The 25,162-nt window shown below is 69.4% G+C and carries 24 protein-coding genes; 1 reads left to right on the top strand and 23 read right to left on the bottom strand.

Annotated elements, in window-relative coordinates; translation table 11 throughout:
- Positions 1-18: 18 nt before the first annotated feature.
- Positions 19-600 (bottom strand): hypothetical protein, encoded by a 582-nt coding sequence (locus TU31_RS03755; RefSeq protein WP_042148778.1) that lies wholly within the window; start codon positions 598-600, stop codon positions 19-21.
- Between the two features lie 281 nt (positions 601-881).
- On the opposite strand from TU31_RS03755, the gene TU31_RS03750 reads away from it, so the two are divergent.
- Positions 882-1,571 carry a response regulator gene (locus TU31_RS03750; RefSeq protein WP_042148776.1) on the top strand — a complete coding sequence of 230 codons (690 nt, stop codon included), beginning with the start codon at positions 882-884 and terminating at the stop codon, positions 1,569-1,571.
- Between the two features lie 127 nt (positions 1,572-1,698).
- On the opposite strand, the gene TU31_RS03745 is transcribed toward TU31_RS03750, so the two are convergent.
- The 22 genes from TU31_RS03745 to TU31_RS03640 form a co-directional block, all read right to left on the bottom strand.
- Complete coding sequence (locus tag TU31_RS03745) at positions 1,699-2,142, bottom strand: DUF2550 domain-containing protein (protein WP_042148772.1); 444 nt, start codon at positions 2,140-2,142, stop codon at positions 1,699-1,701.
- A 148-nt stretch (positions 2,143-2,290) separates the two neighbouring features.
- Positions 2,291-2,674, bottom strand: coding sequence for a F0F1 ATP synthase subunit epsilon (locus TU31_RS03740; RefSeq protein WP_018087383.1), 384 nt, complete (start codon positions 2,672-2,674; stop codon positions 2,291-2,293).
- A gap of 108 nt (positions 2,675-2,782) precedes the next feature.
- The gene (gene atpD / locus TU31_RS03735) at positions 2,783-4,225 is read right to left on the bottom strand and encodes a F0F1 ATP synthase subunit beta (RefSeq protein WP_042148768.1); all 1,443 of its coding nucleotides are present in this window, start codon (positions 4,223-4,225) and stop codon (positions 2,783-2,785) included.
- Positions 4,226-4,230: 5 nt separating this feature from the next.
- Positions 4,231-5,151, bottom strand: coding sequence for a F0F1 ATP synthase subunit gamma (locus tag TU31_RS03730; protein WP_042148764.1), 921 nt, complete (start codon positions 5,149-5,151; stop codon positions 4,231-4,233).
- Between the two features lie 20 nt (positions 5,152-5,171).
- The gene (gene atpA / locus TU31_RS03725; protein WP_042148761.1) at positions 5,172-6,764 is read right to left on the bottom strand and encodes a F0F1 ATP synthase subunit alpha; all 1,593 of its coding nucleotides are present in this window, start codon (positions 6,762-6,764) and stop codon (positions 5,172-5,174) included.
- 214 nt (positions 6,765-6,978) lie between these two features.
- On the bottom strand, positions 6,979-7,794 hold the full coding sequence (locus tag TU31_RS03720) for a F0F1 ATP synthase subunit delta (protein WP_042148757.1): 816 nt from the start codon (positions 7,792-7,794) through the stop codon (positions 6,979-6,981).
- Positions 7,791-8,357: a F0F1 ATP synthase subunit B gene (locus TU31_RS03715; RefSeq protein WP_042148755.1), complete on the bottom strand. Its 567-nt coding sequence runs from the start codon at positions 8,355-8,357 to the stop codon at positions 7,791-7,793. Before TU31_RS03715 ends, TU31_RS03720 begins: the two co-directional genes overlap by 4 nt.
- A 38-nt stretch (positions 8,358-8,395) precedes the next feature.
- Positions 8,396-8,644, bottom strand: a complete 249-nt coding sequence (gene atpE / locus TU31_RS03710) for an ATP synthase F0 subunit C (RefSeq protein ID WP_042148752.1) — start codon at positions 8,642-8,644, stop codon at positions 8,396-8,398.
- Between the two features lie 76 nt (positions 8,645-8,720).
- Positions 8,721-9,515: a F0F1 ATP synthase subunit A gene (gene atpB, locus TU31_RS03705; protein ID WP_042148749.1), complete on the bottom strand. Its 795-nt coding sequence runs from the start codon at positions 9,513-9,515 to the stop codon at positions 8,721-8,723.
- Positions 9,516-9,794: 279 nt separating this feature from the next.
- Positions 9,795-10,232, bottom strand: a complete 438-nt coding sequence (locus TU31_RS03700) for a Cg1360 family ATP-synthase-associated protein (protein ID WP_042148745.1) — start codon at positions 10,230-10,232, stop codon at positions 9,795-9,797.
- A 289-nt stretch (positions 10,233-10,521) separates the two neighbouring features.
- Positions 10,522-11,877: an MraY family glycosyltransferase gene (locus tag TU31_RS03695; protein WP_181018522.1), complete on the bottom strand. Its 1,356-nt coding sequence runs from the start codon at positions 11,875-11,877 to the stop codon at positions 10,522-10,524.
- A 102-nt stretch (positions 11,878-11,979) separates the two neighbouring features.
- Positions 11,980-13,365, bottom strand: coding sequence for a serine hydroxymethyltransferase (glyA, locus tag TU31_RS03690; protein WP_107070605.1), 1,386 nt, complete (start codon positions 13,363-13,365; stop codon positions 11,980-11,982).
- A gap of 174 nt (positions 13,366-13,539) precedes the next feature.
- Positions 13,540-14,217, bottom strand: a complete 678-nt coding sequence (locus TU31_RS03685; protein WP_370682694.1) for an arsenate reductase/protein-tyrosine-phosphatase family protein — start codon at positions 14,215-14,217, stop codon at positions 13,540-13,542.
- Complete coding sequence (locus TU31_RS03680) at positions 14,214-14,861, bottom strand: L-threonylcarbamoyladenylate synthase (protein WP_018087395.1); 648 nt, start codon at positions 14,859-14,861, stop codon at positions 14,214-14,216. The genes TU31_RS03685 and TU31_RS03680 overlap by 4 nt, the downstream gene beginning before the upstream one ends.
- Before the next feature lie 70 nt (positions 14,862-14,931).
- Positions 14,932-15,777: a peptide chain release factor N(5)-glutamine methyltransferase gene (gene prmC / locus TU31_RS03675; protein ID WP_042148741.1), complete on the bottom strand. Its 846-nt coding sequence runs from the start codon at positions 15,775-15,777 to the stop codon at positions 14,932-14,934.
- Positions 15,778-15,857: 80 nt separating this feature from the next.
- Complete coding sequence (gene prfA / locus TU31_RS03670; RefSeq protein ID WP_042148737.1) at positions 15,858-16,937, bottom strand: peptide chain release factor 1; 1,080 nt, start codon at positions 16,935-16,937, stop codon at positions 15,858-15,860.
- A 175-nt stretch (positions 16,938-17,112) separates the two neighbouring features.
- Positions 17,113-17,334: a 50S ribosomal protein L31 gene (gene rpmE / locus TU31_RS03665; protein WP_042148733.1), complete on the bottom strand. Its 222-nt coding sequence runs from the start codon at positions 17,332-17,334 to the stop codon at positions 17,113-17,115.
- Between the two features lie 174 nt (positions 17,335-17,508).
- A complete protein-coding gene (locus tag TU31_RS03660) occupies positions 17,509-18,633 on the bottom strand; it encodes an LCP family protein (RefSeq protein ID WP_042148731.1) in 1,125 nt (374 codons plus the stop codon).
- 404 nt (positions 18,634-19,037) lie between these two features.
- On the bottom strand, positions 19,038-21,083 hold the full coding sequence (gene rho / locus TU31_RS03655; protein ID WP_042148728.1) for a transcription termination factor Rho: 2,046 nt from the start codon (positions 21,081-21,083) through the stop codon (positions 19,038-19,040).
- A gap of 373 nt (positions 21,084-21,456) precedes the next feature.
- Positions 21,457-22,374 carry a homoserine kinase gene (gene thrB, locus TU31_RS03650; RefSeq protein WP_042148725.1) on the bottom strand — a complete coding sequence of 306 codons (918 nt, stop codon included), beginning with the start codon at positions 22,372-22,374 and terminating at the stop codon, positions 21,457-21,459.
- Between the two features lie 343 nt (positions 22,375-22,717).
- Positions 22,718-23,794, bottom strand: a complete 1,077-nt coding sequence (gene thrC, locus TU31_RS03645) for a threonine synthase (RefSeq protein WP_042148722.1) — start codon at positions 23,792-23,794, stop codon at positions 22,718-22,720.
- A gap of 8 nt (positions 23,795-23,802) precedes the next feature.
- On the bottom strand, positions 23,803-25,095 hold the full coding sequence (locus tag TU31_RS03640) for a homoserine dehydrogenase (RefSeq protein WP_042148719.1): 1,293 nt from the start codon (positions 25,093-25,095) through the stop codon (positions 23,803-23,805).
- Between the last annotated feature and the right edge of the window lie 67 nt (positions 25,096-25,162).

Below are 25,162 nucleotides of genomic sequence, written 5' to 3'. Positions count from 1 at the left end.
CCGCCGGGGAGAGACCCCCTAGCTCAGCGTCTTCTGCGGCGGCCGGGCCGCTTCCTCGTCGGCCGTGGTCCGGCCCGGGTCCTTCTTCGGCCAGATGAAGTAGGTCAGCGCGATCACCCCGTGGACGGCGACGATCCGCAGGGTGGTGAGCTGCCACTCGTGCAGCGACCGGGTGTCGCCGCCGTCACCGACGTACCAGGTCGCGAGCTGGAGCAGCGCCGCGGCGACCGCCGCCATCACCACCGTGCGCACCCACAGCTTCCCCTCGTGCTTGGCGCGGGCCAGTCCATAACGCTTGACCGGCCGCGGCCCGCCCGCGAAACGGTGCGCGACGTGTCCGTCGACCCACTTGATCGTGTAGTGGCCGTAGGCGACCGTGAAGCCGATATAGACAGCGGCCAGTCCGTGCTTCCAGTCCGCCGGCGCGCCGTTCTTCAGGTCGATCGCCGTGACGATCAGCAGGACCAGCTCCAGCAGCGGCTCCATCAGCAGCACCGCCGCTCCGGTGCGCGGCATCCGTGCCAGGTAGCGCAGCGCCAGACCCAGCGCCAGCAGTACCCAGAAGCCGACCTCGCAGGCCACGATCAGCACGACGATCACGGCTGTCTCCTTTCCGAACCTCCACCGAACGCCTCCAGCCTCCCAACGGCCCCCGGCCGCCACCTCGTCGCACGCGATGATCCGGGCCTGCAACTTTCGATGTAGCGCGCTCCGTACGGGGATGACCCGGACGGGCGGCAGCGGGCCCCGGCGCCGTGTTGGATGGTGGGTGACCGCCCCTCGGCGACCCGGGAGCACAGCATCCAAGGTCTCGCCGAAAGACGCCGTACGACCGGGCTCACGGGGGCGGCGTGGCCCGACGTGGGGGAGGAAACACGACGATGACAGGCGCCGACACACCGCCGATCCGGGTTCTCGTCGCCGAGGACCAGTCCTCCGTACGGGCCGGACTGGTCCTCATCCTGCGTTCCGCCCCCGACATCGAGGTCGTCGGCGAGGCGGAGGACGGCGTCGAGGCGGTACGGCTCGCCCGCGAGCTGCGCCCCGCCCTCGTCCTCATGGACATCCAGATGCCCCGCCTCGACGGGGTCTCCGCCACCCGGCAGGTGGTCTCCGAGCGGCTGGCGGATGTGCTCGTGCTGACCACATTCGACCTGGACGAGTATGTCTTCGGGGCGCTGCGGGCGGGGGCCGCGGGCTTTCTGCTCAAGGACAGCGACGCGGCCGCGCTGCTGACCGCGGTGCGCACCGTGGCGGCCGGCGAGGGGCTGATCGCCCCGGCGGTGACCCGGCGGCTGATCGCGGAGTTCGCGCACCCGCGGACGGCGGGACGGCCGGCGCGTGAAGGTGCCGCGCCGGACCGGGCGGTCCTGGACGCGCTGACCCCGCGCGAGCTGGAGGTGCTGGGCTGTCTGGGCCGGGGGCTGTCGAACGCCGATATCGCGCTACGGCTGGCGATGGCGGAGGCCACCGTGAAGACGCATGTCAGCCGGCTGCTGGCGAAGCTGGATCTGCGCAGCCGGGTGCAAGCGGCCGTACTGGCGCAGGAGTTGGGAGTGGACGGGCCCTAGCGGGTGGGCGGAACCCCAACGGGCGCACGGGCCGTAAGGGTCGGTCGAACACTTTCCGTAGGGGGCACACGCCCCCCTTCGGGGCCACAACGTGACGGGCGCGCGGGTATTCCCGTGGCTCGCCGGATCAAGCCACGTTCACCCTCTGCCCGGGCGGTGCCGCCTCCAGCCAGGCGAGGAAGCCGGTGAGCGCGTCCTCGCTCATCGCCAGTTCCAGGCGGGTGCCACGGTGCCGGCAGGCCAGTACGAGGGAGTCGGAGAGCAGCGCCAGCTCCTCCTCGCCCTGGGGGGTACGGCGCTCCAGGACCTCGATGGCGGAGCGCTCCAGGAGGTGGCGGGGCCGGGGCGCGTACGAGAACACCCGGAACCACTCGATCCGGTCTCCGTTGTAACGCGCCACGCCGTAGATCCAGCCCTTGCCGCCGGTCTCGTTCTCCGGGACGTTCCAGCGCAGGCTGCAATCGAAGGTGCCACCGGAGCGCTGGATGAGCCGTCGCCGCAGTCCGAAGACGAACAGCCCCAGCAGCACCAGCACTACGACGATGCCGCTCACAAGCAGAGCGAGGAACATCTCGACCGACCTCCTCGCCTCGAAGGGTGTCCCCCCGCGCCGTGAGGGCGCGAGGGAGGGAAACGCACCTGCATTGCCTCAGCCGCGGGCCGCTCCGGAGGTCTCCGGGCAGCCCGCGGCTGAGGATCGATCTCTTCGGTGGCGGGGCTCAGTGAACGCCCGTCACCGCACGCAGCCGGACATCGGCGCGACGCTCGGCGGCCGCGTCAGCGTCCGACTTCGCTCGCTCCAGGGCCCGCTCCGCGCGCTGGACATCGATCTCGTCCGACAGTTCCGCGATCTCCGCGAGCAGAGACAGCTTGTTGTCGGCGAAGGAGATGAAGCCGCCGTGCACGGCGGCGACGACGGTGCCGTCCCCGCTCTCGCCGGTCGTACGAATCGTCACCGGGCCCGACTGCAGCACGCCGAGCAGCGGCTGGTGTCCGGGCATGACGCCGATGTCGCCCGACGAGGTGCGCGCGACGACCAGGCTGGCCTCGCCGGACCAGACCTGACGGTCCGCGGCGACCAACTCGACGTGCAGCTCAGCCACGATGGCTCCTCGGGTCTCCACCTGCCTGGCTCGGCAGATGTTGGGTCAAATACTAGTGGTCGTACGGGCCGGGGGCGGCCAGGGCCGCCCCCGGGACCGGTGCCGGGGTCAGGAGACGCCCAGCTCCTTGGCATTGGCCTTCAGGTCCTCGATGCCACCGCACATGAAGAACGCCTGCTCGGGGAAGTGGTCGTAGTCGCCGTCCGCGATCGCGTTGAACGCGGTGATCGACTCGTCCAGCGAGACGTCCGAGCCGTCGACACCGGTGAACTGCTTCGCCACGTGGGTGTTCTGCGACAGGAACCGCTCGATACGACGGGCGCGGTGGACGGTGAGCTTGTCCTCCTCGCCGAGCTCGTCGATACCCAGAATCGCGATGATGTCCTGGAGATCCTTGTACTTCTGAAGGATCGTCTTGACCCGCGACGCGCAGTCGTAGTGCTCCTGCGTGATGTAGCGGGGGTCCAGGATCCGGGACGTCGAGTCCAGCGGGTCGACCGCCGGGTAGATGCCCTTCTCCGAGATCGGACGCGACAGAACGGTCGTGGCGTCCAGGTGGGCGAAGGTGGTGGCCGGCGCCGGGTCGGTCAGGTCGTCCGCGGGGACGTAGATCGCCTGCATGGAGGTGATCGAGTGACCACGGGTCGAGGTGATGCGCTCCTGGAGGAGACCCATCTCGTCGGCCAGGTTCGGCTGGTAACCCACCGCGGAGGGCATCCGGCCGAGCAGGGTCGACACCTCGGAACCCGCCTGGGTGTACCGGAAGATGTTGTCGATGAAGAAGAGCACGTCCTGCTTCTGCACATCGCGGAAGTACTCCGCCATGGTCAGACCGGCCAGGGCGACGCGGAGACGGGTGCCCGGGGGCTCGTCCATCTGACCGAAGACCAGCGCGGTCTTGTCGATGACGCCGGAGTCCGTCATTTCCTCGATGAGGTCGTTGCCCTCACGGGTGCGCTCGCCGACACCGGCGAACACCGACACACCGTCGTGGTTGTTGGCCACGCGGTAGATCATTTCCTGGATCAGAACGGTCTTGCCGACACCGGCACCACCGAACAGACCGATCTTTCCACCCTTGACGTACGGGGTGAGCAGGTCGATGACCTTGACGCCGGTCTCGAACATCTCGGTCTTGGACTCGAGCTGGTCGAAGGTCGGAGCCTTGCGGTGGATGGCCCAGCGCTCGGTGACCTCGGAAGCCGCCTCCGGCTTGTTGAGGATCTCACCGAGGGTGTTGAACACCTTGCCCTTGGTGATGTCACCGACGGGGACGGTGATCCCGGTGCCGGTGTTGGTCACCGCGGCCTGGCGGACCAGACCGTCGGTGGGCTGCATGGAGATGGCACGGACCAGGCCCTCGCCCAGGTGCTGGGCGACCTCGAGGGTCAGCGTCTTGAGCTTGCCCTCCTCGGCCGGGTCGGCGACCTCGACGGTCAGCGCGTTGTAGATGTCCGGCATCGCGTCGACGGGGAACTCCACGTCGACGACCGGGCCGATGACCCGCGCGACGCGGCCCGTAGCCGTGGCCGTTTCAACAGTGGTGGTCATAGTGGTCAGTCACTCCCCGCGGTCGCGTCGGCCAGAGCACTGGCGCCACCGACGATCTCGCTGATTTCCTGGGTGATTTCGGCCTGTCGGGCCGCGTTGGCAAGCCGCGAGAGCGACTTGATGAGCTCTTCTGCGTTGTCGGTCGCCGACTTCATCGCACGACGCGTGGCGGCGTGCTTGGAGGCGGCGGCCTGCAGAAGGGCGTTGTAGATCCGCGACTCGACATAGCGCGGAAGCAGGGCGTCGAGGACGTCCTCGGCCGACGGCTCGAAGTCGAAGAGCGGAAGGATCTCGCCCTTGGCCGACTCCTCCGACTCCGCCGCCGCCTTGTCGAGGCTGAGCGGCAGCAGCCGGTCGTCGAGCGCCGTCTGCGTCATCATCGAGATGAACTCGGTGTAGACGATGTGGAGTTCGTCCACGCCGCCCTCGGCCGTGTCCCGCTGAACGGCCTCGATCAGCGGCGCGGCGATCGCCTTGGCGTCCGCGTACGTCGGGCTGTCGGTGAAACCGGTCCACGACTCCACGACCTTGCGCTCGCGGAAGCTGTAGTACGACACACCCTTGCGCCCGACGATGTAGGCGTCGACCTCCTTGCCCTCGGCCTTGAGCCGCTCGGTGAGCTGCTCGCCGGCCTTGAGGACGTTGGAGGAGTAGCCGCCGGCCAGACCACGGTCGCTCGTGATGAGCAGCAGCGCGGCCCGCGAGGGCTGCTCCGCCTCCGTCGTCAGCGGGTGCTGGGTGTTCGAGCCCGTGGCAACCGCTGTCACCGCGCGGGTCAGTTCACTCGCGTACGGCGTCGACGCCGCCACCTGGCGCTGCGCCTTGACGACGCGCGAGGCGGCGATCATCTCCATCGCCTTGGTGATCTTCTTGGTCGCGGTGACGGAGCGGATGCGACGCTTGTAGACCCGGAGCTTGGCTCCCATGGATCAGGTCCCTTCCGTCGTCACTTGCTGGTGCCGGCCGGGGCGTCCTCGCCGAGCAGCTTGCCGTCCGAGGTTTCGAACTGCCGCTTGAAGCCGTCGACGGCCTCGGCGATCGCGCCGATGGTGTCGTCGGACATCTTGGCGCCCTCGCGGATGCTGGTCAGCAGGTCCTTCTTCTCCCGGTGCAGGTGGTCCAGGAGCTCCCGCTCGAAGCGGCGGATGTCCGCCACCGGCACGTCGTCCATCTTGCCGTTGGTGCCGGCCCAGATGGAGATGACCTGGTCCTCGGTCGGGTAGGGGTTGTACTGAGACTGCTTGAGCAGCTCGGTCATCCGCTTACCGCGCTCCAGCTGCTGCTTGGAGGCCGCGTCCAGGTCGGAACCGAAGGCGGCGAACGCCTCCAGCTCGCGGTACTGGGCGAGGTCCACGCGGAGCCGGCCGGAAACCTGGCGCATGGCCTTGTGCTGGGCGGAGCCACCGACTCGGGAGACGGAGATACCCACGTTCAGCGCCGGACGCTGGTTGGCGTTGAAGAGGTCCGACTCCAGGAAGCACTGGCCGTCGGTGATGGAGATGACGTTGGTCGGAATGAACGCCGACACGTCGTTCGCCTTGGTCTCGACGATCGGGAGGCCGGTCATCGAGCCGGCGCCCATCTCGTCGGAGAGCTTGGCGCAGCGCTCCAGCAGACGCGAGTGCAGGTAGAAGACGTCGCCCGGGTAGGCCTCACGGCCCGGCGGACGGCGCAGCAGCAGGGACACGGCGCGGTAGGCGTCGGCCTGCTTCGAAAGGTCGTCGAAGATGATCAGGACGTGCTTGCCCTGGTACATCCAGTGCTGGCCGATGGCCGAGCCGGTGTAGGGCGCGAGGTACTTGAAGCCCGCCGGGTCGGACGCCGGGGCGGCGACGATGGTGGTGTACTCCAGGGCGCCGGCCTCCTCCAGCGCACCGCGCACGGACGCGATGGTGGAGCCCTTCTGGCCGATGGCGACGTAGATGCAGCGGACCTGCTTCTTCGGGTCGCCCGAGCGCCAGTTGTCGCGCTGGTTGATGATCGTGTCGACGGCCAGGGCGGTCTTGCCGGTCTGGCGGTCACCAATGATCAGCTGACGCTGGCCACGGCCGATCGGCACCATGGAGTCGACGGCCTTGTAGCCGGTCTCCATGGGCTCGTGGACCGACTTACGGACCATGACGCCCGGGGCCTGAAGCTCCAGGGCGCGGCGGCCCTCGGACTCGATCTCGCCGAGGCCGTCGATCGGGTTGCCCAGCGGGTCGACGACGCGGCCGAGGTAGCCCTCGCCCACGGCGACCGAGAGCACCTCACCGGTGCGCTGCACCGGCTGGCCCTCCTCGATGCCGCTGAACTCACCGAGGACCACCGCACCGATCTCGCGCTCTTCCAGGTTCAGCGCAAGACCGAGCGTGCCGTCCTCGAACTTCAGCAGCTCGTTCGCCATTGCCGAGGGAAGGCCCTCGACCTTCGCGATGCCGTCTCCGGCCTCGCTTACCGTGCCGACCTCCTCGCGCGAGGCCGCGTCCGGCTTGTACGCCTGGACGAAGTTCTCCAGCGCGTCCCGGATCTCCTCCGGCCGGATCGTGAGCTCCGCCATCTGGGTTCCCTGCTCTCCTTGTTGGGCCCGAAGTTACTTGCGGGTGTCTGGGGGGCTGTCCCCCAGGGGGTTTCCGCTTACGGCCCAACTCGGGCCGCCGTCATGCTTGTGCTGGTCCCCGGGGCTTCTTCCGGACCGCAGCCGGACCTCGTGGTCCGGCCGGCTGGTCCGGCGCCTGGCCGCCGGTTGTGCAGCTCTTGAGTTGGTGGCTGGGTCAGCCGGCCATCCGCCGGCCCGCCTCGTCGAGGCGCTCCGCGATGGTCCCGTTGATGACCTCGTCGCCGATCCGGACCTGGACTCCGCCGAGGACCTCGGGGTCCACGTCGAGGTTCAGGTGGACCTGCCGTCCGTACAGCTGCGCCAGGGAAGCGCCCAGGCGCTGCCGCTGCCCTTCACTGAGGGGCACCGCGGAGGTGACCACCGCGACCATCCGGTCCCGGCGGCTCGCCGCCAGCTTGGAGAGGGCGTCGAGCCCCGCTTCCAGGCTACGGCCCCGCGGCTGTACGACAAGACGGATCACGATGCGCTCGGTGACCGGGTTGGCCCGGCCGCCCAGCAGCGCATTGAGCAGCTCCGTCTTGGCCGCGACCGTCGCGTTCCGGTCGGTCAGCGCACCGCGCAGCTCGCTGTTGGAGCTGACGATCCGGCCGAACCGGAAGAGCTCGTCCTCGACGTCGTCGAGCTGGCCGGCCCGCTGCGCGGCGACCAGGTCGGCGCTGTAGGCGAGCTCCTCGAGCGCGTCCGTCAGGTCACGCGAGCGCGACCAGCGGGCGCGGACCATGCCGGACACCAGATCGGCGGTCGGGCCGCCCACCTGGCCGCCCAGCAGTCGTCCGGCCAGTTCGGCGCGCGCCTCGGCGGCCTGCGCCGGGTCGGTCAGGACCCGACGCAGCGACACCTCGCGGTCGAGCAGAGCGGTGACGGCAGCCAGCTCCTCGGCGAGCTTCGCGGCGTCGACGGAGGTGTTGTCCGCCAGCGCGTTGAACTGCTCACGTGCGGAGGCGAGTGCCTCGCGGCTCGCTCCGTTCATCGTCCGGCCTCAGCCTTCGTCGCGTCCGACGCCGCCTTGGCCTCGACGTCGTCGAGGAAGCGGTCGATGGTCCGGCTCTGCCGGGCGTGGTCCTCGAGGGACTCCCCGACGAGCTTGCCGGCCAGGTCGACGGCGAGCTTGCCCACGTCCTGGCGCAGTGCCTGCGCGGCCTGCTTCCGGTCCGCCTCGATCTGGGCGTGACCGGCAGCGATGATCTCCTCACGCTGCCGCTGGCCCTCGGCGCGCATCTCAGCGATGAGCGTCGCGCCCTGCTCCTGCGCCTCCTGGCGCAGACGCGCGGCCTCGTGGCGGGCGTCGGCGAGCTGTGCCCGGTAGTCCGCGAGCACCTGCTGGGCCTCGGCCTGAGTCGCCTCGGCTTCGTCAATGCGGCCTTCGATGAGCGACCGGCGCTCTTCCAGAACCTTGTTGATGTTCGGGAGAAGCTTCTTGGCCAGGAAGCCGAAGACGATGAAGAAAGCGACCAGGCCGATGACCAGCTCTGGAATCGGCGGGATCAGGGGGTTCTCAGGAACCTCCGCCGCCATGTTCACCAGGGCGTTCACATCAGTGCCTTCCGTCTGTCGGTGATTGCAGCAGTCCGTCAGGCCTTGAAGAGGAAGCCCATGACGATGCCGATCAGGGCGAGCGCCTCACAGAAGGCGAAACCCATGATCTGGTTGGTGCGGATCAGGCCGGCAGCCTCGGGCTGGCGGGCCAGGGCCTGGGTGCCGTTACCGAAGATGATGCCGACGCCGACGCCGGGGCCGATCGCGGCGAGGCCGTAACCGATCGAGCCGAGGTTGCCGGTGACGCCGGCGGCGAGGTTGACACTCTCGAGAGCAGCGGACATGCCGTTACTTCCTTCTCTTTCACGGACCGGTGGGGGTTGGCCACCGGGCGTCTATAGGGGCTGGGAAAGCGGGGGCTCAGTGGTGCTCGGCGAGCGCGCCCTGGAGGTAGTTCGCGGTCAGGAGCACGAAGACGTACGCCTGCACGGCCTGGATGAACAGCTCGAACGCGGTCAGCAGGATGGTCATGATGAACGAGGCGCCGGCGTAGACCACGCCGAAGCCGTTCAGCAGGTACCAGGTGGCGATCGTGAACATCAGCAGCAGGAGGTGACCGGCGAACATGTTCGCGAAGAGCCGGACCGCGTGAGTGAAGGGCCGGATGATCAGGTTCGAGAGGAGCTCGATGACGATCAGCATCGGCAGGACCGCACCGAGCGACTTGTCGTAGCCGCTGAAGTTCTTCAGCGCGCCGACGAAGCCGTGCCTCTTGAAGGTCAGGGTCACCCACGTGATGTAGACGATCGCGGCGAGACCGGCGGGGAAGGCGATGATCGACGTCACCGGGAACTGGGCGATCGGAATGATCGACCAGAGGTTCATGATCCAGACGAAGAAGAACAGCGAGACCATGAAGGGGACGTACTTCTCGCCCTCCTTTTTCCCGAGGGCGTCATAGACGATCCCGCGGCGGACGAAGTCGTAGCCCGCTTCGCCGATCATCTGCAGCTTGCCCGGGACCACCTTGGCCTTACCGAACGCCGCCCAGAAGAACCACACGACCACGACAGTGCTGAGCAGTGCCAGCAGCATGACCTTGTTGAACTCGAAGCCGTTGATGGTGAACAGCGGCTGGAAGACGAACGAATGAAGCCCGGGAGCTGGGAAGCCGCACCCGGAAAAGATGTGGCAGTCGGTCTCGAAGGCGAGCATCGTTTCAGCACTCACCGCGAGCTCCTTCAGCGTGGCGCATGGGTACGGCAACCTCGTTGTGTCGGCGCGGCGTTGAGCCACGGAGCGGCACTGGACTGGTCTTACGGATTTGGGGGCGGCTGGCGGGCGCTGGGCCCGGCCACATCACAGGCATCGGCCGCGAGAACTGCCCGTTCCATCGAGTGGAACCCGGGAGCTCAGCCGCCTGCGCCAACTGTGCCGCAGTTGGAACCGGACGATAGCAGGCCCGCAAGAGGGCATTTATCTCGGCCCTACGTGTCACGTCGGCGACCCCGCCGTCTCCGCCTTCTTCGTCCCGGCGGAGTCGGGTTCCACGTACAGAATCTTCGCCTTCATATGACCGCGGGTCTGTGCCGCGATCCACACGAGGGTGGCGCCGAGCAAGGTGAACGCAAAAGCCTTGGTATCGAAGAACGTGGTGTCCTTGAACGCGATCAGGAAGACCGCCACGAACAGGATCTGCACGGTGTACAGCAGCAGGCCCATCATCTGGAACAGCTGCGGGTGGTTCTTCGCGGTCTTTTGCAGGACGACGAGGCCGGCCCCCATCACGAGCAGCACCAGCACGGTGCCGATGACGGCGCCGAGCGCTCCCGTCACACCTGCGACCGCTCCGCTCACGGCAACGGCGACAGCGCCGATGGCGAGGGTGGGCACAACGGCGTGAAGGAGTAGTCGGGCGTCATTCGACTGCATGGCGGCGCTCCGGCAAAAGATGTGGGGTGTGTCGTCATGGACGAGCGTAGACCCGGCCTGAGGCGGAACCTGCGGCCCAAGGACAGTCGCACTACGGCCCTTCGGCTCTGTCGCCGGGTTTCGTGAACGGTATCACAAACTATTTGATGAGGTCTTTACCTGGTTCGTGTGGACCCTGTCACACCTGAGCGTGAACGTGCGCGTTGGTGCACTGACGGGCCGCCTTATGTCTGGTATGGAGTCAACCGTCCCGATTCTTGAGGCACGTTCGGGCGATCGAACCTCTGGATCAGTGGTGACTGTCCGCCTTCCGGCGGCCCACGAAGCGTGAGCGGTCGCCGATGGCGGTGGCGCCGTGGAGGCCCGCCGGGACCGGCTCCCGCTCCTCCTCCGGCTCGGCGGCGCTGCCGTCGTCCGTGGCCACGCCGGTCGCGTCCGTCGTCGCGGCCGGTGCCGTCGCGGGGGCGAGCCGGCGGTAGCGCGGCGGCACCATCCACTCCGCCCAGAGCGGCGCCCGCGGCGTGAAGCGCGGCAGCAGGAGCAGCACCAGACCCACCGCGCTCAGCAGCACGATGCCGAGCACGATCCACATGCTGGCGTTGTTCGCGGAGTAGGCGACCGCGCCGAAGGCGATCAGCGCCGACCAGAAGTACATGATCAGCACGGCCCGGCTGTGCGAGTGCCCGATCTCCAGCAGCCGGTGGTGCAGATGGCCGCGGTCGGCGGCGAACGGCGACTGGCCCTTCCACGTACGCCGCACGATCGCCAGGATCAGGTCGGCGACCGGCACCGCGATGATCGTCAGCGGCAGCAGCAGCGGGATGTAGACCGGCACCATCGCGTGGGTCGCCTCACGCAGACCGCCCGCCTTGACGTTGAGCAGGTCCGGGTCGACCTGGCCGGTCACCGAGACCGCGCCCGCGGCCATGACCAGGCCGATCAGCATCGAGCCGGAGTCGCCCATGAAGATCCGCGCCGGATGCATGTTGTGCGGCAGGAAGCCGAGGCACATGCCCATGAGAACGACCGAGAACAGCGTTGCGGGCGCGGCCGCCTCGATGCCGTAGCCGAACCACATCCGGTACGCGTACATGAAGAACGCCGCGGCCGCGATGCACACCATGCCGGAGGCGAGACCGTCCAGGCCGTCGACGAAATTCACCGCGTTGATGGTGATCACGACGAGGGCGACGGTGAGCAGGGTGCCCTGCATCGGGGTGAGGGAGACCGTGCCGACACCGGGGATCGGGATCCAGAGGATCGTCAGGCCCTGAAGGACCATCACGCCCGCGGCGATCATCTGGCCGCCGAGCTTCACCAGCGCGTCCACGCCCCACTTGTCGTCCAGGACGCCGAGAATCCAGATCAGCGCGGCACCGGAGAGCAGCGCCCGTGGCTCGTTGGAGTTCTCGAAGACGGTCTTGAGGTTGGTCAGATGCGAGGCGACCAGCAGACCGGCGCAGAGCCCGCCGAACATCGCGATGCCGCCGAGTCGTGGCGTCGGCTCGCGGTGCACATCACGCGCGCGGATCTCCGGCATCGCCCCGGCCGCGATTGCGAACTTCCGCACCGGGCCGGTCAGCAGGTAGGTCACCGCGGCCGTGACGCACAGCGTCAGCAGGTATTCACGCACGGGCTGCCCCATTGGTATAGCTGGCCATCACAGCCCCACACCCTATGCGTGTCCGCCCCCTGGCCGTGAATACAGGAAAAGACGCCGGGCGTCAGCGGTTGGTTCCCGCCGTCATCAGTGATCGGGATATGGCGGGAAACCGTGGACCAAAGCGACGGTACGCGAGCGGACCGCGCCGTCCTCCTCCAGCGCCGCCACGATCAGCTCGGCGACCGCCTTCATCTCGGTCTCACCCATGCCCTGGGTCGTCACCGCGGCGGTGCCCAGCCGGATGCCCGTCCGGCGTGCCGCGAGAACGCCGGAGGGCTCGGCGCACGGCAGCGCGCAGGTGTCCAGCACGATACCGGCGGCGGCCAGCCGGCCCCGGGCGGTGCGCGCGTCCAGGCCCAGCGGGGCGGTATCGGCGGTGATCAGATGGGTGTCGGTACCGCCGGTGTTGATCGTCAGACCGTGTCCGGCGAGCGCCTCGGCGAGCGCGCGGGCATTGGCCGTGACCTGATGGGCATACGCGCCGAAGGCGGGCGTGGCGGCCTCCGCGAAGGCCACGGCCTTGGCGGCGACGGCGTTCATCTGGGCGCCCCCTTGGGTGAAGGGGAAGACCGCGCGGTCGATCCGTTCGGCCAGCTTCGTGCCGCACAGGATCAGCCCGCCGCGCGGCCCGCGCAGCACCTTGTGTGTGGTTCCGCACACCACATGGGCGTACGGGACGGGGCTGGGTGCCGCTCCCCCGGCGATCAGCCCCAGGGGGTGGGCGACATCCGCGATCAGGTAGGCGCCGGTCTCGTCGGCGATGTCACGGAAGGCGGCGTAGTCGAGATGCCGGGGGTAGGAGATCGAGCCACAGACGATGGCCTTGGGCCGGCGGGCGCGGGCCAGCTCGCGGATCGCGTCGTAGTCGAGCAGACCGGTCTCCTCGTCGACGCCGTAGCCGACGAAGTCGAACCAGCGGCCGGAGAAGTTGGCCGGTGATCCGTGGGTGAGGTGTCCGCCGTGCGGGAGGGACATGGCCAGGACCGTGTCTCCGGGCCGCAGCAGGGCGGCGTAGGCGGCCAGAACGGCCGAAGACCCGGAGTGCGCCTGGACGTTGGCGTGTTCGGCGCCGAACAGGGCCTTGGCGCGTTCCACCGCGATCCGCTCGGCGAGGTCGACGATCTCGCAGCCGCCGTGGTGCCGGGCGCCCGGATAGCCCTCGGCGTATTTGTTGCCCAGGGGGGACCCGAGGGCGGCGAGGACGGCCGGCGAGGTGAAGTTCTCCGCGGCGATCAGCTGGAGTCCGTCGCTCTGCCGGGCGCTCTCCCCGAGCAGTACGCCGGCGATCTCCGGGTCCTGGCGCAGCAGGGCGGCGAAGTCCGGGGAGCCGGCCGGCCGGGTCCCGGCCTCACGGGCGGCCCGCGCCCGGTCCTCGACGGTCTCGTCCGGACCGGCGCCGGCGGCGGGCGCGGTGGCCCGGGAACGGGTGTCCGGGGTCTCGCTACGGGGTGACGCGGTGGTGGCAGGCATCGCTTGCTCCGGGCCTCGTACGGGGACGTAGTCCCAATGTAGGCGCGGTGGGGCGATCGGGCGCGGTGTGCGGGCCGCTCGGGGGCCCGGGTGCCACCCCGGGGCCCGGACCGCTCGGCACGGGCGCCGGGGCCTGTCCGGCGGGACAGCGCGCCTGGGCCCGCGCCGGGGCGTCTAGGCGCGCGCCGGCAGCCCCGTGAGGGCGGTGACGACCGGGTCGAGCGCCTGGTTGATCTCGTCGCCGATGGAGCGGAAGAAGGTGATGGGGGCGCCGTAGGGGTCGTAGACCTCGTCGGACTCCGGGTTGGGCGCCAGCAGCCAGCCGCGCAGCGCCGCGGCGGCGCCGACCAGCGCACGGGCGCGCTCGACCAGCCCGCCGTCCGGCAGGTCCGGATCGGGCTCGGGCAGGGTGGCCGGGTCTATGGCCCGCACCAGCCGGTTGAACTCCTTCAGCGTGAAGGTGCGCAGCCCCGCCGAATGGCCCATCGAGATGACCTGGGCGCGGTGGTCGCGGGTGGCGGTGAGCACCAGGTCGGCGCGGATGACGTGCTCGTCGAGCAGCTCACGGCCGAGGAAGCCGGCCGGGTCGGCGCCGTAGTCGGTGAGCACCGTGGCGGCGTGCGTCTCCATCGGGGCGCCCTCGTGGCCCCAGGTTCCGGCGCTCTCCACGAGCAGCCCGCCGCTGCGGGCCGCACCGAGCCGCAGTTCCAGGGCATGGCGGTGCAGCCGCTCGGTGATCGGCGAGCGGCAGACGTTGCCGGTGCTGACGTGGAGAATCCGAAAAGGGGAGGGAGGGGGTACAGGAGTGTCGCCGCCTGGTCCCGCTATGCCACGCCCCGGGGGCGCCATCAATTGGCCACCTCGAGCTCGGGTACCACCTTGCGCAGCTCTTCCGCGCTGATCGCGCCCTCACGCAGCAGCACCGGGGTCCGGCCGGTGACATCGACGATCGAGGACGGTACGGCGGCGGGCGTGGGGCCGCCGTCCAGATAGACGGAGACCGAGTCGCCCAGCATTTCCTGTGCGGCGTCGCAGTCCTGCGGGGACGGGTGGCCGGTGAGGTTGGCGCTGGAGACGGCCATCGGACCGAAGTCGGTGAGCAGCTCGATCGCGACGGGGTGCAGCGGCATCCGTACGGCGACCGTGCCGCGGGTCTCGCCCAGGTCCCAGGTCAGCGACGGCTGGTGCTTGGCGACGAGGGTGAGCGCACCGGGCCAGAAGGCGTCGACCAGCTCCCAGGCCTGCTCGGAGAAGTCGGTGACCAGGCCGTGCAGGGTGTTGGGGGACCCGACGAGGACCGGGGAGGGCATACCGCGGCCGCGGCCCTTGGCCTCCAGCAGGTCGCCGACGGCCTCGGCGCTGAAGGCGTCCGCGCCGATGCCGTAGACGGTGTCGGTCGGCAGCACGACCAGCTCACCGCGGCGGACGGCCGAGGCGGCCTCGCGCAGACCGGTGGTGCGGTCGGTCGCGTCGCTACAGTCGTATCGCCGTGCCATTACGGGACCTCCTCGTGCGAAACGAATACTTCGGATGCATCGGCTGCATCAGGCGCCGAAGCGGGCCACGTCATGGCGTCGCCCGGCGCGCGGTGGCGAAACGGGGCCTGTTGTTGAGGTCCGGGTGATCGGCCGCATCGGCCCAGCCCCGCTCCTCGGTGAAGATCCACGGCACCTGCCCGCCCTGGGTGTCGGCATGCTCGATGACGACCACACCGCCGGGGCGCAGCAGGCGGTGTGCGGTCCGCTCGATGCCCCGGATGGTGTCCAGGCCGTCCTGGCCCGAGAACAGCGCGAGCTCGGGGTCGTGGTCGCGGGCCTCGGGTGCGACGTACTCCCACTCGGTCAGCGGGATGTACGGCGGGTTGGAGACGACCAGGTCGACCTGCCCGTCCAGTTCGGGAAGCGCGGTCAGCGCGTCGCCGTGATGGAGAACGACGCGGGACCCCTCGACGTTCTTACGGGCATAGTCAAGGGCTTCTTCGGACAGCTCGACGGCGTGCACCCGCGAGCGGGGCACCTCCTGGGCCAGGGCGAGGGCGATCGCCCCCGAGCCGGTGCACAGGTCGACGATCAGCGGTTCGACCACGTCCATGGCCCGGACGGCGTCTATCGCCCAGCCGACCACCGATTCGGTCTCCGGGCGGGGGACGAACACCCCCGGCCCGACGGCGAGTTCGAGGTAACGGAAGAACGCCCGTCCGGTGATGTGCTGGAGCGGCTCACGGGCCTCGCGGCGGGCGACGGCCTCCCAGTAGCGGGCGTCGAAGTCCGCGTCCTTGACGTGGTGCAGCTCCCCCCGTTTGACGCCGTGCACGAACGCGGCGAGTTCCTCGGCGTCGAAGCGCGGCGAGGGCACACCGGCGTCGGCCAGCCGCTGGGTGGCCTGGGCCACCTCGGCGAGCAGAAGGTTCACGGGGCCTTCCTCCTAGTGCGCTGCGTCTTCATGGTGCGGGTTCGCCGTCGACCGGCCGGGGCGTTCCGGGTCGTGCGGGCTTACTGGGCGGCGGCGAGCTTGGCGGCCGAGTCGGCGTCGACACACGCCTGGATGACCGGGTCGAGCTCGCCGTCGAGCACCTGGTCCAAGTTGTACGCCTTGAAGCCGACCCGGTGGTCCGAGATGCGGTTTTCCGGGAAGTTGTACGTCCGGATGCGCTCGGAGCGGTCGACCGTGCGGACCTGGCTGCGCCGGGCGTCCGACGCCTCCCGCTCGGCCTCTTCCTGGGCGGCGGCCAGCAGCCGCGAGCGCAGGATGCGCAGCGCCTGCTCCTTGTTCTGGAGCTGGCTCTTCTCGTTCTGGCAGGAGACCACGATGCCGGTGGGCAGGTGGGTGATGCGCACCGCGGAGTCGGTGGTGTTGACCGACTGGCCGCCGGGGCCGGAGGAGCGGTAGACGTCGATCCGCAGGTCGTTGGGGCCGATCTCGACCTCGACCTCCTCGGCCTCCGGCGTGACCAGCACACCGGCCGCGGAGGTGTGGATGCGGCCCTGCGACTCGGTGGCGGGCACCCGCTGGACACGGTGCACCCCGCCCTCGTACTTCAGCCGGGCCCAGACGCCCTGTCCGGGCTCGGTGGCGCCGCCCCCGCCCTTGGTCTTCACGGCGACCTGGACGTCCTTGTAGCCGCCGAGGTCGGACTCGTTGGCCTCCAGGATCTCGGTCTTCCAGCCGGCCCGCTCGGCGTAGCGCAGATACATCCGCAGCAGGTCGCCGGCGAACAGCGCGGACTCCTCACCGCCCTCACCGGCCTTGACCTCGAGGATGACGTCCTTGTCGTCGCTGGGGTCGCGCGGGACGAGCAGCAGCCGCAGCTTCTCGGTCAGCTCCTCGCGCCGGGCGTCGAGCTCCTTGACCTCGTCGGCGAAGTCCGGGTCGTCCGCGGCGAGTTCGCGCGCGGTCTCCATGTCCTCGCCGGTCTGCTTCCAGTCGCGGTACGTCGCGGTGATCGGGGTCAGCTCGGCGTAGCGCTTGTTGAGCCGCATGGCCTCACGCTGGTCGGCGTGGACCGCGGGGTCGGCCAGCCGCTTCTCGAGATCGGCGTGCTCGCCGATCAGTTCTTCGACCGCCTCGAACATCGTGGAGTTCCTCTACTGGCTGCTGTGATGACCGGAGTACCGGGGCGCCGGCCCGTCGGGGGTGCTGCGCCGCGGGCCCCGGGACCCCCGTACGGGAGCCAAGGGCCAGGACGACAAAGCGCCGGTCCGGTCACCCCTGAGCAGGGGCGACCGGAAACCGGCGCCTTGAGGGTCGCTACTTCTTGGCAGCGGCGGCCTTGCCGAAGCGGGCCTCGAAGCGGGCCACGCGGCCGCCCGTGTCCATGATCTTCTGCTTGCCGGTGTAGAACGGGTGGCACTCGGAGCAGATGTCGGCGCGGACCGTGCCGCTGGCGACCGTGCTACGGGTGGTGAAGGACGCGCCACAGGTGCAGCTGACCTGGGTCTCGACGTACTCCGGGTGGATGTCGCGCTTCAAGGGATTCTCCTAGGTTCGGGAGTGCACCGGGTCGTGTCGCGGGTTGCGTCACGTGAACCGGGGCCGACGGTCCAGTCTGCCAGGACTAGCCGTATCTCCCAAAACCGGGGTGGAGCCGTAACTATTCCCCGACCGGTTCCGGGGCCGCCGGACCCCGGAACCACAGGACCTCGGCTACTTCACGTAGTTGTCCGTGCCGCCCTTGTCACCGGCCGAGCCCTTGATCGCGGACTTGGGGATCTCCTGGTCCTGCCGTAGCGCGTCCCAGACCTGGCGACTCTGCTTGGTCAGCGGCAGCACCCGGTCGGGGTCCTGCGGGTCGTAGGTCACCGGCATCGTCACCATGTCGATGTTCTCCGCACCGATGTTGCCCAGGCTCTTGGCCAGGCCGGTCAGTTCACTGACCGAATTGAGGTCGGTGTCGGTGGTGATGGCCTTGGTGGCCGTGTCGGCGATGTCGTAGAGCTTGGTGGGGTTGGTGAGCAGCCCGACGTTCTTGACCTGCTTCAGCAGGGCCTTGATGAAGGTCTGCTGGAGCTGGATGCGGCCGAGGTCACTGCCGTCGCCGCCGGGGACGCCGTGCCGGGTCCGTACGAGGCCGAGGGCGTGCTCACCGTCCAGCGTGTGGGTGCCGGGCTTCAGATGCAGATGGCTGCTGTTGTCGTCGATCGCCTTGCTGGTGGTGATCTCCACCCCGCCCAGCGCGTCGATGAGCTTCTTGAAGCCGGTGAAGTCGACCTCGACGAAGTGGTCCATCCGGATGCCGCTGATCGATTCGACGGTCTTCACGGCGCAGGCCGGGCCGCCGACCTCGAACGCGGTGTTGAACATCGCCCGGTTCGCTCCGGGGACGTCCTTGCCGTCCTTGGAGCAGTCGGGGCGCTTGATCATGGTGTCCCGGGGGACGCTGACCACACTGGCCTTCTTACGACCCTTGTAGACATGCACGATCATCGCCGTGTCGGAACGCGCGGCGCCCTCGTCCCTGCCGTACTCATTGTTCTTGCCGGCGCGGGAGTCGGAGCCCATCACCAGGATGTCCATCGACCCGTCGTCGACATTCTTCGGCCGGTCGTGCCCGAGGGCGGCGTTGATGTCGACGCCCTTCAGATTGCCGTTGAGCTTGAAGTAGACGTAGCCGAGTCCGGCACCACCGAGCAGCACCACACTGACCAGCGCGCATACAGTGATGGTCGCTACTCGGCGGCGTCGGGTCGGCCCCTTGCGCCGACGCCCCTTGGGACGTATGGAGCGGCCACGGGTTTCGGCCGTCTTCGCGCTCCCGCTGCTGTCCGCCATCTGCTCCTCAGTCCTCGTTCGCTCGGCTGCCCCTCGCCGCCGCCGTGCGGAGTGCTGCCACGGCCTTTTGCTCCTTGTCAGACGGGAGGTCGACGGGAAGGGTTGCACAGCGGGTCATGAGCGATTTCTTAGAAATCCGCGGCGGCCGGGCGGACGGCTCCGGGACCTTCTCCTTCCCCACCTGGGCTTTCGCCCCTTTTTCCGCCATGGCTGAAACCGTGCGGATTACCACGGATCTGTGCGGAAGGTCTCAAGCGCGCCCGCGCGGGGGTCTTCGGGGTGCGGCTCAGGTCACAGATCACCGTCCGCGGCCCGTGCCGTACGGGCCGCCCAGCACGAAGCCCCCCTCACCCGTGAGGGCGAGGGGGGCTCGGTGTACGGCGCCAGGACGCGCCCGGCGGGCGTCAGTCGTTGCCGTTGCCCGCGGTCGGCGTCGTCTTCTGGATCTGGAGCAGGAACTCCGCGTTGGACTTCGTCTGCTTCATCTTGTCCAGCAGCAGCTCGATGGCCTGCTGCTGGTCCAGGGCGTGCAGCACCCGGCGCAGCTTCCACACGATGGCGAGCTCGTCGCTGCCCATGAGGATCTCTTCCTTACGGGTGCTGGACGCGTCCACGTCCACCGCCGGGAAGATGCGCTTGTCCGAGAGCTTGCGGTCGAGCTTGAGCTCCAGGTTGCCGGTGCCCTTGAACTCCTCGAAGATCACCTCGTCCATCCGCGAGCCGGTCTCGACCAGCGCGGTGGCCAGGATGGTCAGCGAGCCGCCGTCCTCGATGTTGCGCGCCGCACCGAAGAAGCGCTTCGGCGGGTAGAGCGCGGTCGAGTCGACACCACCGGACAGGATGCGGCCCGAGGCCGGGGCGGCGAGGTTGTACGCACGGCCCAGACGGGTGATCGAGTCCAGCAGGACGACCACGTCGTGACCCAGCTCGACGAGGCGCTTGGCGCGCTCGATGGCCAGCTCGGCGACGGTGGTGTGGTCCTCGGCCGGGCGGTCGAAGGTCGAGGAGATGACCTCGCCCTTCACCGACCGCTGCATGTCGGTGACCTCTTCCGGACGCTCGTCGACGAGGACGACCATCAGGTGGCACTCGGGGTTGTTGCGGGTGATCGAGTTGGCGATCGCCTGCATGATCATGGTCTTGCCGGTCTTCGGCGGGGCCACGATCAGCCCTCGCTGGCCCTTGCCGATCGGCGTGACCAGGTCGATGATCCGGGTCGTCAGACCGCCCGACTCACCCTCCAGGCGCAGTCGGTCCTGCGGGTAAAGGGGCGTCAGCTTGCCGAACTCCGGCCGTCCGCGGCCCTGTTCGGGCGCCACGCTGTTGACCGTGTCGAGGCGGACCAGCGCGTTGAACTTCTCGCGCCGCTCGCCGTCCTTGGGCTGGCGGACCGCGCCGGTGACGTGGTCACCCTTGCGCAGACCGTTCTTACGGACCTGGGCGAGCGAGACGTAGACGTCGTTCGGGCCGGGCAGATAGCCGGAGGTCCGGATGAACGCGTAGTTGTCGAGGATGTCGAGGATGCCCGCGACCGGGATCAGGACGTCGTCCTCGGACACCTGCGGCTCGTTGCCGAAGTCCTCACGGCCGCCGCGACGGCCCCGGCGGTCGCGGTAGCGGCCGCGACGGCCCCGGCGGCCGCCCTCGAAGTCGTCGTCGTCATCGGTACGGCGGTCGCCGCGGTCCCGCTGGCGCTGGCCGCCCTGACCGCCCTGGCCGCCGCCGTCACCGGCGTCGCCCTTGCGGCGGTCACGCTGGCGCTGGCCACGGTCACCGCGGTCGCCACGGTCACCCTTCTGGCCGCGGTCCTGACGGTCGCCACGGTCCTGGCGCTCGCCGCCCTTGCCGGGCCGGCCCTCGCCGGTCTCCTGCGGGGACACCGCGGTGTCGGTCTTGGCGTCCGCCTTGACCTCGGTCTTCGCCTCGACCTTGGTGTCGGTCTTGAGGTCGCCCGAGGCGGCCTCGGGGCTGCCCGCGGCGGAGGTGGCGCGACGCCGGCGGCGCTCGCCGGCCGGCTGCTCGTCGCTGACCGGCTGACCGGGGATGTCGATCTGCTGCTGGGCCTGGTCCGTGGCCTTGTCGCCCTTGGCGGACTTGGCGGCCTTGCCGGCGGCCTGCTCCGCACCGTCGTCGCCGGTGCGGGCCTTGGAGGTCGTCCGGCGCTTGGGCTTGGTCTCGGTGTCGGCAGGCGCGTCGGCCTTGGCGGCGGAGCCTGAGCCTCCGGCCTGCTTTTCCTTGATGACCTCGATCAGCTGGCTCTTGCGCATCCGCGCGGTGCCCTTGATACCGAGGCCTGAGGCGACCTGCTGAAGCTCCGCCAGGACCATGCCGTCAAGGCCGGTGCCGGAACGGCGGCGCCGCGTGGTAGCAGGCGCGGCGGGAGCGTCCGTGGCGGGCGCGGTGGCACTGCCATCGGTGCGCGCGCCCATCAGATCGGTGGTGTCGCTCACGAAGGGTCCTTCCCTGGAGCGGGCGTCGGCCTGTCTGGCTCGGCGACCGGTTGTGCTGTCCGGCTGGGTCCTTGGTCTGGTGGACCGGTGCCGGGGCGGTGGTCCCGCCGGAAATGGCGGAGAGATCAGTTCATGGCGCCGGCGTGAAGAGATGCAGAGTGGCCCATGTCGTCACGCCGATTCCGGAGCGTGCTCACACCTGCTCAGGCCATTGCTCCGAGCAGTTTGGGAGGCTCCCGGAAGAAAGTGGTCCCTATGGGGGACACGAAGCACCGCGCCACTCAGGCGTCGAGTACTGACTTGAGGTTAACACTACCGGGTCCAACAAACATTCCCCCTCTCCAAGACCGGCAATCGTCGATCACCCGCGTGATCACCCGGCGAGCGGCAGTACGCAGGTGCCCGCCGCATCGAGGGTCAGCCGGTTGGCCGCCCACCCCTCTCCCGCCAGTGCCGCGACCTTGTCGGCCGCCGCGTCCTCGACCAGTGCGAGCACCGTGGGGCCCGCACCGGACACGACTGCGGGGACGCCGTCCGCACGCAGTCGGTTCACCAGGGCCACGCTCTCCGGCATCGCGGGGGCGCGGTACTCCTGGTGGAGTCGGTCCTCGGTCGCGGCGAGCAGCAGCTCGGGGCGCCTGGTCAGGGCCTCGACGAGCAGTGCGGCGCGGCCGGCGTTGGCCACGGCGTCCACATGCGGGACGGTGCGCGGCAGCAGTCCACGGGCGGTCTCGGTCAGCACCGGCTTCCCGGGCACGAAGACCACCGGAACGATGGAATCAACGGGATCCATCCGGATCGCATGCGCGGTTCCGGTGTCCATCCAGGCGAGCGTGAATCCGCCCAGCAGACAGGCGGCCACATTGTCGGGGTGCCCCTCGATCTCGGTGGCCAGCTCCAGCAGCGCGGCGTCGTCGAGCTTCTGTTCACCGCCTATCGTCACGGCGCGGGCGGCGACGATGCCCGCGCAGATGGCGGCCGAGGAGGATCCCAGGCCGCGGCCGTGCGGGATGCGGTTGGCGCAGACGATTTCCAGGCCGCGGGGCTGCCCGCCGAGCCGCTCGAAGGCGGCGCGCATCGACCGTACGAGCAGATGGCTCTCGTCGCGCGGGAGGGTGTCGGCGCCCTCACCTGCGATGTCGATATGCAGTCCGGAGTCGGCGACGCGCACCACGACATCGTCGTACAGGCCCAGGGAAAGACCCAGGGCATCGAAGCCGGGACCGAGATTGGCGCTGGTAGCGGGGGTGCGCACCCGGACGGCGGCGGCGCGGAACGCGGGACCGGCCATCGCTCGATGACTCTCCTTGATTGATGCTGCGGTACTGCCCCGGAGCGCCGCGGCACCGAAGTGCCCGGCCGGCTTCCTGGGGTCTGTTCTGACCTGCCCTGAACACCACTGCGTTATGCCGTGGGGAGGGGAGTTGGCTGCCAGCCTATCGAAGGAAGGTTCTGTCGCGACACAGGGCGCACAGGAGGCGCACGATGCGTGTCGCGCGCCTTCCTGTGCCCCGACGCTGCCTTCGGTGATCTTTGCAGCCTTTGCGCAATTTGCTGCGCGGGGGGTGACGGGGCGCGGGCCGCCCCGTCACCGTGTGCCGTACGCGCGTATCCGCCCGTACGGCCGCCGGGTCCTAGACGAGGCCCAGGCGCTCGGCCGCGGCGTCCGCGTCGATCGGGACCGTGACCGGCTGCGGCGCTCCGGCCACCGCCCAGTCCGGGTCCTTGAGGCCGTTGCCGGTGACCGTGCAGACGATGCGCTGGCCCGGGTCGACCTTGCCCTCTTCGGCGGCCTTGAGCAGACCAGCCACCGAGGCGGCCGAGGCGGGCTCCACGAAGACACCCTCCCGCGCCGCCAACAGGCGGTAGGCGGCCAGGATTTGACGGTCGGTCACGTCATCGATGAAGCCGCCGGACTCGTCCCGCGCCTGCTGGGCGTACGACCACGAGGCCGGGTTGCCGATGCGGATCGCAGTGGCGATGGTGGTCGGGTCCTTGACGACCTCACCGCGCACGATCGGCGCGCTGCCGGAGGCCTGGAAGCCCCACATCCGCGGGGTGTGCGAGGCGATGCCGTCGGCCGCGTACTCCTTGTAGCCCCTCCAGTACGCCGTGATGTTGCCGGCATTGCCGACGGGCAGCACATGGATGTCGGGGGCGTCGCCGAGCATGTCGACGATTTCGAAGGCCGCGGTCTTCTGGCCCTCGATACGCACCGGGTTCACGGAGTTCACAAGTGCGACGGGGTAGTTGTCGGACAGGCTCCGGGCCAGCGTCAGACAGTCGTCGAAATTTCCGTCGACCTGGAGGATCTTCGCGCCGTGGACCAGCGCCTGGCCCATCTTGCCGAGCGCGATCTTGCCCTGCGGGACGAGGACGGCGCAGACCATGCCGGCGCGGACCGCGTAGGCCGCGGCCGAGGCGGAGGTGTTGCCGGTGGAGGCGCAGATGACCGCCTTGGCGCCCTCCTCCTTGGCACGCGTGATGGCCATCGTCATGCCGCGGTCCTTGAAGGAACCGGTGGGGTTGGCACCCTCGACCTTGAGGTGCACCTCGCAGCCGGTGCGCTCGGAGAGCAGCTGCGCCGGGACGAGGGGGGTGCCGCCCTCCCGGAGGGTGACGACCTCGGTCGTGTCGCTGACCGGCAGCCGGTCACGGTATTCCTCGATGATTCCGCGCCACTGACGGCTCGCGGTGGAATTGGCAGACATGGGTTCCTTTACTCCCCTTCGACCCGCATGATGCTGGCGACACCGCGCACGGTGTCCAGCTCGCGCAGTGCCCCGACGGTCGACGACAGGGCCGCGTCCGCCGCTCGGTGGGTGACGATGACGAGGGATGCCTCGCCGTCCTTGCCCTGCTGACGGACCGTATCGATCGATACGCCGTGTTCGGCGAAGATGTTCGCGACCTGCGCGAGCACGCCGGGCTTGTCGGCCACATCGAGGCTGATGTGGTAGCGCGTGGTGACCGCGCCCATGGGGCTGACGGGCAGCCGGGTGTAGGCGGACTCGCCCGGCCCGGTGGCCCCGGCGAGCTTGTTGCGGCAGACCGCGACGAGGTCACCGAGGACCGCGGAGGCGGTCGGCGCACCGCCCGCCCCCGGCCCGTAGAACATCAGCTGCCCGGCCGCCTCGGCCTCGACGAAGACCGCGTTGTACGCCTCACGGACGGAGGCGAGCGGATGCGTCAGCGGGATCATCGCGGGGTGCACCCGCGCGGTCACCGACGCGCCGTCCGCGGCCCGCTCGCAGATGGCCAGCAGCTTGACCGTGCAGCCCATCCGCTTGGCGGAGGCGATATCGGCCGCGGTGACCTCCGTGAGGCCCTCGCGGTGCACATCGTCGATGGTCACGCGGGTGTGGAAGGCGATACCGGCCAGGATCGCGGCCTTGGCGGCGGCGTCGAAGCCCTCGACATCGGCGGTCGGGTCGGCCTCCGCGTAGCCGAGCGCGGTGGCCTCGTCCAGGGCCTCGCTGTAGCCGGCTCCGGTGGAGTCCATCTTGTCGAGGATGAAGTTGGTGGTGCCGTTGACGATGCCGAGCACCCGGTTGACCTTGTCGCCGGCCAGCGACTCGCGCAGCGGCCGCACCAGCGGGATCGCGCCGGCGACGGCGGCCTCGTAATACAGGTCGGCGCCATTGGTCTCGGCCGCCGCGTGCAGCGCCGCACCGTCGGCCGCGACCAGTGCCTTGTTGGCGGAGACCACGCTCGCACCGTGCTCGAAAGCGGTGGTGATCAGCGTACGGGCCGGCTCGATCCCGCCGATGACCTCGATCACGACATCAATGTCACCGCGTTTGACGAGCGCGGTCGCATCGGTGGTGACCAGCTCGGCCGGGACGCCCTCGCGCACCTTGTCGGGGCGGCGGACGGCGATCCCGGCGAGCTCCACGGGCGCACCGATACGGGCGGCGAGGTCGTCGGCGTGCGTCGTCATGATGCGCGTCACCTCTGAGCCGACAACACCACAGCCCAGGAGCGCCACTTTCAGCGGACGCGTACGCATCATTCGACCTCTGCTTCTCATCGATCAGCGAATTCCAGCTTGCTCATGCACAAGTCTCACGCACCGGACG

The organism is Streptomyces lydicamycinicus (assembly GCF_000829715.2).
GTDB lineage: Bacteria > Actinomycetota > Actinomycetes > Streptomycetales > Streptomycetaceae > Streptomyces > Streptomyces lydicamycinicus.
This window is presented reverse-complemented; position numbering and strand designations above follow the sequence as displayed.

What these genes read in the sequence shown, in the direction of transcription:
- thrC (WP_042148722.1), bottom strand. Translation starts at nt 23,794, where the DNA reads ATGTCTGCCAATTCCACCGCGAGCCGTCAGTGGCGCGGAATCATCGAG.
- TU31_RS03680 (WP_018087395.1), bottom strand. Translation starts at nt 14,861, where the DNA reads ATGGCACGGCGATACGACTGTAGCGACGCGACCGACCGCACCACCGGT.
- glyA (WP_107070605.1), bottom strand. Translation starts at nt 13,365, where the DNA reads ATGCCTGCCACCACCGCGTCACCCCGTAGCGAGACCCCGGACACCCGT.
- atpA (WP_042148761.1), bottom strand. Translation starts at nt 6,764, where the DNA reads ATGGCGGAGCTCACGATCCGGCCGGAGGAGATCCGGGACGCGCTGGAG.
- prfA (WP_042148737.1), bottom strand. Translation starts at nt 16,937, where the DNA reads ATGTTCGAGGCGGTCGAAGAACTGATCGGCGAGCACGCCGATCTCGAG.
- TU31_RS03700 (WP_042148745.1), bottom strand. Translation starts at nt 10,232, where the DNA reads ATGCAGTCGAATGACGCCCGACTACTCCTTCACGCCGTTGTGCCCACC.
- atpE (WP_042148752.1), bottom strand. Translation starts at nt 8,644, where the DNA reads ATGTCCGCTGCTCTCGAGAGTGTCAACCTCGCCGCCGGCGTCACCGGC.
- TU31_RS03720 (WP_042148757.1), bottom strand. Translation starts at nt 7,794, where the DNA reads ATGAACGGAGCGAGCCGCGAGGCACTCGCCTCCGCACGTGAGCAGTTC.
- TU31_RS03660 (WP_042148731.1), bottom strand. Translation starts at nt 18,633, where the DNA reads ATGGCGGACAGCAGCGGGAGCGCGAAGACGGCCGAAACCCGTGGCCGC.
- TU31_RS03640 (WP_042148719.1), bottom strand. Translation starts at nt 25,095, where the DNA reads ATGATGCGTACGCGTCCGCTGAAAGTGGCGCTCCTGGGCTGTGGTGTT.
- atpD (WP_042148768.1), bottom strand. Translation starts at nt 4,225, where the DNA reads ATGACCACCACTGTTGAAACGGCCACGGCTACGGGCCGCGTCGCGCGG.
- TU31_RS03695 (WP_181018522.1), bottom strand. Translation starts at nt 11,877, where the DNA reads ATGGGGCAGCCCGTGCGTGAATACCTGCTGACGCTGTGCGTCACGGCC.
- TU31_RS03750 (WP_042148776.1), top strand. Translation starts at nt 882, where the DNA reads ATGACAGGCGCCGACACACCGCCGATCCGGGTTCTCGTCGCCGAGGAC.
- TU31_RS03730 (WP_042148764.1), bottom strand. Translation starts at nt 5,151, where the DNA reads ATGGGAGCCAAGCTCCGGGTCTACAAGCGTCGCATCCGCTCCGTCACC.
- TU31_RS03745 (WP_042148772.1), bottom strand. Translation starts at nt 2,142, where the DNA reads ATGTTCCTCGCTCTGCTTGTGAGCGGCATCGTCGTAGTGCTGGTGCTG.
- thrB (WP_042148725.1), bottom strand. Translation starts at nt 22,374, where the DNA reads ATGGCCGGTCCCGCGTTCCGCGCCGCCGCCGTCCGGGTGCGCACCCCC.
- atpB (WP_042148749.1), bottom strand. Translation starts at nt 9,515, where the DNA reads ATGCTCGCCTTCGAGACCGACTGCCACATCTTTTCCGGGTGCGGCTTC.